The sequence below is a fragment of the Glycomyces albidus genome (assembly GCF_009451885.1).
Lineage (GTDB): Bacteria > Actinomycetota > Actinomycetes > Mycobacteriales > Micromonosporaceae > Glycomyces > Glycomyces albidus.
The window spans coordinates 21035-28135 of the sequence record NZ_WIAO01000050.1 but is presented as its reverse complement, the minus strand read 5'-3'; the positions used below and the strand labels follow the sequence as shown (position 1 = coordinate 28135).

Annotated in this window: 6 protein-coding genes and 1 pseudogene; 5 read left to right on the top strand and 2 right to left on the bottom strand. The window is 69.5% G+C overall.

The window, feature by feature from the left end; genetic code table 11:
- Positions 1-116: pseudogene (locus GFD30_RS28370) on the top strand (IS5 family transposase); the annotation flags it as partial.
- Between the two features lie 662 nt (positions 117-778).
- Here the strand turns inward: GFD30_RS28370 and GFD30_RS24220 are convergent.
- Positions 779-1996 (bottom strand): DUF222 domain-containing protein, encoded by a 1218-nt coding sequence (locus GFD30_RS24220; protein ID WP_153027726.1) that lies wholly within the window; start codon positions 1994-1996, stop codon positions 779-781.
- Between the two features lie 570 nt (positions 1997-2566).
- Between GFD30_RS24220 and GFD30_RS24215 the strand changes: the two genes are divergently transcribed.
- The 3 genes from GFD30_RS24215 (at position 2567) to ligD (ending at position 4346) form a co-directional block, all read left to right on the top strand.
- Positions 2567-2902, top strand: a complete 336-nt coding sequence (locus tag GFD30_RS24215; protein WP_153027725.1) for an ArsR/SmtB family transcription factor — start codon at positions 2567-2569, stop codon at positions 2900-2902.
- Complete coding sequence (locus GFD30_RS24210; protein WP_153027724.1) at positions 2899-3372, top strand: SRPBCC domain-containing protein; 474 nt, start codon at positions 2899-2901, stop codon at positions 3370-3372. Before GFD30_RS24215 ends, GFD30_RS24210 begins: the two co-directional genes overlap by 4 nt.
- 68 nt (positions 3373-3440) lie before the next feature.
- Positions 3441-4346 (top strand): non-homologous end-joining DNA ligase, encoded by a 906-nt coding sequence (gene ligD / locus GFD30_RS24205; RefSeq protein WP_153027723.1) that lies wholly within the window; start codon positions 3441-3443, stop codon positions 4344-4346.
- A gap of 106 nt (positions 4347-4452) precedes the next feature.
- Here ligD and GFD30_RS24200 read toward each other — a convergent pair whose 3' ends face one another.
- The gene (locus GFD30_RS24200; RefSeq protein ID WP_153027722.1) at positions 4453-5298 is read right to left on the bottom strand and encodes an SDR family oxidoreductase; all 846 of its coding nucleotides are present in this window, start codon (positions 5296-5298) and stop codon (positions 4453-4455) included.
- A gap of 229 nt (positions 5299-5527) precedes the next feature.
- Between GFD30_RS24200 and GFD30_RS24195 the strand changes: the two genes are divergently transcribed.
- The gene (locus GFD30_RS24195) at positions 5528-7078 is read left to right on the top strand and encodes a pectate lyase family protein (protein WP_153027721.1); all 1551 of its coding nucleotides are present in this window, start codon (positions 5528-5530) and stop codon (positions 7076-7078) included.
- Positions 7079-7101 lie beyond the last annotated feature (23 nt).

Below are 7101 nucleotides of genomic sequence, written 5' to 3'. Positions count from 1 at the left end.
CCATCGGCCGCCTCAAGCGCTACCGCGCCATCGCCACCCGCTACGACAAGCTCGCCATCCGCTACGAAGCGGCCATCCAAGTCGCAATGATCCTCGACTGGAAACCCAGTTCGTAAACACGACCTAGCGGAGTTCGCGCTGGAACCCGGTGTCCTTGACGACGTCGAGCACGCGAGTGGCGAGGATGGCGATGAGAGAGTCGCGGGGTGTGGGCGACAGGGATGACTGCCATGAGTGTGGAGTTCCTTCCGTGACGTGGGTGGAATAAGGGATCTCGCGACGGACGTGAATCCGCCGACCTCACCCCCACTGCGAGCGGCCCAGCATCGCGTGCGGAAAGAGCAAAGCCCATCAGGCTACCTCATGGAACCTACTTCGTCAAAGCGCCCGTGAGGTTGCGAGTCGTTCTCACCGCGGCAGCCGTGTCTTCGCCCAGACTGTGCCACGGTGGACGCCGAACTGCTTCGCCAGCGCGGTGACGCCGATGCCGTTGCCGCGGGCTGTTCGAATAGAGCACCAGTCGCAGGGTGCGTCCTGCTGGCTTCCCAGCCGCCGGTATACGTCCGTACCCGGACACTCATCCCCATGGGCACGGAGCGTACTTGTGGAGCCCGTCCGTTAGTCGCGTAGCAAGCCGTGATTGCGACCAGGCTGAACGGAACTACGATGCCGACTGATATTCGAAGATCAGAACGCATACCGGCCGGGCGTTGAAATTGGGCAAAATCACCGATGATATGCTACTGAACTGCGGAAACGTGGTTAGTGAAATTGTCGCCTACGGGCACCCGCCGGGCTGCTCGAGCTCGAGCTTGCGCCGCAGCGCCGTGTTCGGTAGGCGCGCGGTCCGGCCGAGTTCGACCGCTTCACCGGTCGCGTAGTCGAACACGGCCGGCAGCACATTCGTCTCACAGGCCAGGAGCCGGGCCTTCGCCACCGACACCGGTCGGCCCTCCAACAGCGGGATACGACCCCCACCCGCACCAGCGCCCATGCCCAGGCCCGCGCCCAGGCCTGTGCCCGTGTCCGTGGCCGTGGCCTGGAGTGTCTGGATGTCGGCGGTGAGGGTGAGGGTGAGGGTGGCGGTGTGCCCGTGCCGGGTGGCGGCTTGGGGGCTGGTGCCGTACCCGGCGAGGAGTTGGTGGAGGGCCTCGGCATGCCGGTTCGCTTGCGGGGGCAGGACCCCGTCCGCATCCTGCTCGTCCTGCCGGGGCGGGGGGCAGGCGGTCTTCAGGTATTTGTCGAGCAGGCGTCCGGTGTCGGCGGCGAGTTCGCCCGACAGTGCCCACATGCCGGTGCCGAGCTCGGCGACCTCGATCCACGCCAGGGACTGCTGGCCGAGGTCTTCGAGGAGTTCGGTCTCGTCGGCGAGGCCGGCGTGGAGTTCGTCGAGATGATGGCGGAGGTCGGTGAAGGGGGCGTGGGCGGCGTACTCGGCGACCAGGTGCTCAGGTGTCGCGCAGTCGGTGCGGGGGTCGAAGGGGGAGGGGACCGGTGCCCGGAAGGGGGTGGGGGCGAACCGGCGCGCCGCGGGGGTCTTGTCCAGTTGCCGGACCGCGTAGGCGACCTGGTCGATCCTGGCCGCCCCGGTCACGGCGGCGTCGGTGAGGGCGGGGAACTTGGTGGCGAGGCGGGCGATGCCGGCGATGTCGGCCGCGGTCTGGCGGTGGAAGTCGAAGGCCGAGACCAGCCAGTCCCGCAGGGCCGAGAACCCGAAGCAGGTCCGGTGCAGGTTCGCCCGCTTCGCTGCGATCACCGCACCCAGCACCGTGGCGTGGTGGGCGTTGATCGCCGCCGCAGCTTCATCGAGCACTGCCCGGACCGCTGCCGCCTGCGCGGGTGCCTCGGTCCGGGAGGCCAGCGTCGAGGAAGCGGCGAGCGGGGATCCGGACCCGACCGCGACCGGAGACGGAGGCGGGGCCGGTGCGGCCGGGCCGGCCAGGGAGGTGCGGGACATGCGGGAGGTGGTGGGGGCCGGGGTGGTGGTGGTCGCCATGGGGTTCGCCTCCCTCCTGCTGTTCTCGAATGCGGTGCGGTTTTCCGTCAGCGTGTGCGAATCGTGTGAGTCAATAGTGACTCGATGTGGTCAGTGGTGGCAACACCCGGTGGAGTGAACTTTGATGAGGAAGGCTCACCGGACCCTGCGAGACCGGCTGCGGCGCAACAGGAACCGTGACCGGTCCGCGCCCGGACCGCTGCCACAGTGGACCGGCATTGCCGCTGTCCGCCCCGGATCGGCGCTGACCTCTCCGTCGCCGCCGCCCGAACCCCGATCACCACTGCCCCGGCCACCGCAACCGACCCGGCGGCCCTCCCCGCCCCACCGTCGCCGCCGCTTGAACCCCGATCATCGCCGCCCCGGCCACCGCATCCGACCCTGCGACCGTCCCTGCCCCGCCGTCGCCGCCCTGACGGCCCGGTCCCACACGGCGCGCAAAGTCGAAACAACGCCGCCACCGGCCCGGCCCCCGCGTCCCGGCCCCCCCTCGGAGACGACCCCAAGCCAAGAAAAACAAAAAACACTTAGCCCTTGCGCTAAGTGTTCCGATGCGCGATACTTAGCCTTATGGCACAGTATTCGGAGGCGCTCGACGGTGTGTTCACCGCGCTCGCCGACCCCACCCGCCGCGAGGTGGTCCGCCGCCTCGGGCGCGGGCCGATGAGCGTCGGCGACCTCGCCCGCGAGTTCCCGATGACCCTTCCCTCCTTCATGAAGCACGTGCGGACCCTGGAGGCGAACGGCCTCATCCGCACCGCCAAGGCCGGCCGGGTGCGCACCTGCGCGCTCCGGCGCGACCGGCTCGCGCTCGTCGACGACTGGCTCGCCGAGCAGCGGCGGGTCTGGGAGGCGCGCACCGACCGGCTCGAACAGTTCGTCACCGATCCCGAGGAGCAGTCATGAAACCCGATCTCGATCTCGCCATCGAGCGCGTCATCCGCGCGCCCCGCGCCGTCGTCTGGCGCGCCTGGACCGACCCGGCCCGCTTCGAGCAGTGGTGGCTCCCCGCCCCGCACTCGTGCCGGGTCGAGCGGTTCGAGGCCGTCCCCGGCGGCCCGATGGTCACCAGCATGAGCGACGACGGCGGCGCGTTCGTCCCGCACATGGACGCCGTGTTCCTCATCGTCGAGGACCAGGAGCGCATCGTCTTCACCAACGCGATCGACAGCGACTGGCGTCCCGCCGATCCGCAGCCGGTCGGCATGACCGCCGAGATCACCTTCGCCGACCATCCCGACGGCACCGAGTACCGGGCGCTGGTCCGCCACGGCAGCCCGGAGTCCCGCGACCGCCACGAGAAGCTCGGCTTCTACGAGGGCTGGGGCGCCGTCGCCGCGCAGCTCGCGGCCCTCGCCGAGCAGGAGGCCGCCTAGGCCGGTGTCGCGGCCCGTTTACCGCCGCGACCTGCGGGTACACCCCGACGAGAGAAAGGGGCTACCCCATGGCGTCGCAGACGATCGAGGTGGCGGGCCGCGATATCAAGGTCTCCAGGCTCGACAAGGAGTTCTACCCGGAGGACCACCTCACCAAGGGCGACCTGATCGAGCACTACCGGACGGTCGCCGACGCGATGGTCCCGCACCTGGCGGGACGGCCGCTCACGATGCGCCGGTACCCCGACGGGATCGGCACGGGCGGCTTCTTCCAGAAGGACGCCTCGGACTACTTCCCCGACTGGATCAAGACCACCACCGTGCAGCACCGCCACGGCAAACCGGGCGCGGTCGACTACGTGGTCTGCGATGACGCCGCGACCCTCGTCTACCTGGCGAACCAGGCCGCCGTCGAGTTCCACATCTGGCTGTCCACGACCGAGGACCTCGAGCGGCCCGACCGGATGGTCGTCGACATCGACCCGCCCGACGGCGTCCCGACCGCGGTCCTCCAGAAGATCGCCCGGCGCCTGCGCGACGTCTACACCGAGATCGGCCTGACCCCGTACCTCCAGGCCACGGGCGGCCGCGGCTACCACGTCGCCGCCCCGCTCGACCGCACCGCCGGCTACGACACGGTCCGCGAACTGGCCCTGGCCGTCAGCGACCGCCTCGCCGCCGAGGACCCCGACCTGCTCACCACCCAGCAGCGCAAGAACAAGCGCGGCGACCGGATCTTCCTCGACGTCAACCGCAACGGCTTCGGGCAGACGTTCGTCGCGCCCTACTCGCTGCGGGCCCGGCCCGGCGCCGCCGTCGCGACCCCGCTCGACTGGGACGAGCTCGGCCGCTCCGAACCCGCCCGGTACACCACCGAGCGGATCCGCCGCCGCCTCGTCCGCAAGGCCGACCCGTGGTCGACGATGGACCACCACGCCGCGTCCGCCGAAGAGGCCCTCGAAAACCTCGGCTGAACAGGAACGGGGCGCTGAACAGGAACCAGGCTGAGGAAACCCGCCTGAACAGGGGCCGGCGGCGGCGCGCCACCAGATGCGCCGCCGCCGGCCGTCCGCGAACGGATCAGCCCGGCATGGTCTCGCCGCCGAGCGGGGCGAGCACCTCGCCGCTGTAGAACGACGAGAGCCGGTTCGAAGCGAAGAACACGAACGACGGCGCGATCTCGTCGGGATCGGCGGCGCGGCCCATCGGGGTCGCCTCACCGAACTTCTCGACGTGCTCCTCCGGCAGCGTCGACGGGATCAGCGGCGTCCACACCGGACCAGGCGCGACGGCGTTCACGCGGATCTTCCGGTCGGTGAGCGCCTGCGCCATCGAGTACGTCCACGCGATCACCGCGCCCTTGGTCGCGGAGTAGTCGATCAGGGACTTGTTGCCGCGCAGGCCGTTCACCGACGCGCAGTTGACGATCGCGTCGCCCTCGCCCATGTGCGCGAGCGCCGCCGCGGTCACCCGGAAGTAGCTGTGGATGTTCACGTCGAAAGTGCGCATCCACTGCTCGTCGGTGATCTCCTCCGGCTGCTTCACCGGCTGCTGCGTGGCGACGTTGTTGACGAGCAGGTCCAGCCCGCCGAGCGCCTCCACCGTGCCGTCGACGACCTTCTGGCACTGCGCGGCCGACCCGAGGTCGCCCGGGAGCAGCGCGCACTTGCGGCCCTCGGCCTCGACGAGCTCGGCCGTGCGCCGCGCGTCGTCGTCCTCCGACAGGTACGCGATCGCGACGTCGGCGCCCTCCTTCGCGAACGCGACCGCGACGGCCCGCCCGATCCCGGAGTCGCCTCCGGTGATCAGCGCCTTGCGGTTCTCGAGCAGCCCGCGGCCCTCGTACCCCTCCATCGAGTCCCGCGGCCGCGGCCGCATCTCATCGGTCCGCCCGGGCGGCTCCTGCTGCTGCGCCGGTTTGCTCATGACGCCTCCCCCTCACATGGTCCGGCCCCGGCGAGACGGGGCGCTGGGACGGGAGAGGTACCCGTGACGGCCAGCGCTAACCGCCGGACTTGCGCAGCCGCAGGCCACGGTCGCGGCCGAGAAATCCACGAGATCGTGCAATCGGTTGCCCAAAACCCTTGACCCTCGGAAAGGGCTTTCCCTATGCTCATTGAAACATGTCAATTCCTCACCCCTTTAGGAGTCCGCGATGCGACGATCGCTAGCACTCAGAGTCGGCACCGCGGCCGCCGTGATGGCCGTTGCCGTTGCGGGCGTGGCGCTTTCGCTGAACACCGCTTCGGCGCAGTCCAACGCCGCGACCGGCTACGCCTCCCAGAACGGAGGCACGACCGGCGGCGCCGGCGGCCAGGTCGTCCGGGCCACCACCGGCACCCAGATCAACCAGGCCCTGTGCAACCGGGCGAGCTCCAGCACCCCGATCGTCATCCAGGTCGAGGGCACCATCAACCACGGCAACACCGCGGACGTCTCCGGCTCGAGCTGCGACGTCGGCTCGACCCTGATCGACCTCAAGGGCGTCAGCAACGTGACGATCGTGGGCGTCGGCTCAGGCGCGGTCTTCGACCAGATCGGCATCCACATCCGCGAGTCGAGCAACATCATCCTCCAGAACTTCACGGTCAAGAACGTGAAGAAGTCCGGCTCGCCCACCTCCAACGGCGGCGACGCCATCGGCATGGAGGGCGGCGTCCGCAACGTCTGGGCCGACCACCTGACGCTCGAGGCGTCCGGCGGCGAGGCCGAGGGCTACGACGGCCTCTTCGACATGAAGAACGACACCGAGTACGTGACGCTGTCCTACAGCATCCTGCGCAACTCCGAGCGCGGCGGACTCGTCGGCTCCGGCGACAGCGACACCGGGAACAACTACATCACCTACCACCACAACCTGTACCAGAACCTGAACTCGCGGATCCCGCTCCTGCGCGCGGCGACGGCGCACAGCTACAACAACCACTTCGTCGGCATCGTCGAGTCGGGCATCAACTCCCGCGTCGGCGCGAAGATCCAGGTCGACAACAACTACTTCGAGGACTCGAAGGACCCCATCGGCACCTTCTACACCGACCTCCGCGGCTACTGGGAGGTCAGCGGCAACGTCTTCGACAACGTGACCTGGTCGGCCCCCGGCACCGACAACTACCCGGCCGGCCCGAACGTGCAGTCCACGACCTCCGTCTCGATCCCGTACTCGTTCGCCCTCGACAACGCGAACTGCGTCCCGTCGGTGGTGGCCGCCACGGCCGGCGCGAACAAGGGCCTGAAGACCTCCGACGGCTCCTGCTCGATCCAGTCGCCGACCGCGAGCCCGACCGGGAACCCGCCGACGTCGCCGACCGCCTCGCCGACCGAGAACCCGACGGGCGGCCCGGGCGGCACCAACCTCAGCCTGGGCGCCGGCGCCGACGGCTCCTCCAAGGCCAGCGGCACCAGCTACGGCAACGTCATCGACGGCAGCACCTCCACCTACTGGTCGCCCAGCGGCACCACCGGCCGGGTCTCCGTCAAATGGGGCTCCGCGACCACGATCGACACAGTGGTCATCCGCGAGGCCGCCGACGCGGTCGGCAACATCGACAACTGGCAGCTCGTCAACAACGCGAACGGGGCGGTCCTCGCCTCCGGCACCGGAGCGGGCACCATCTCGTTCCCCGCGACGTCCCTGACGAAGGTCAACTTCGTCATCGTCACGGCCTCCGGCACGCCGAAGATCACCGAGTTCGAGACGTACGCATAGCCTCCCGGCGACGGGAATCCGAA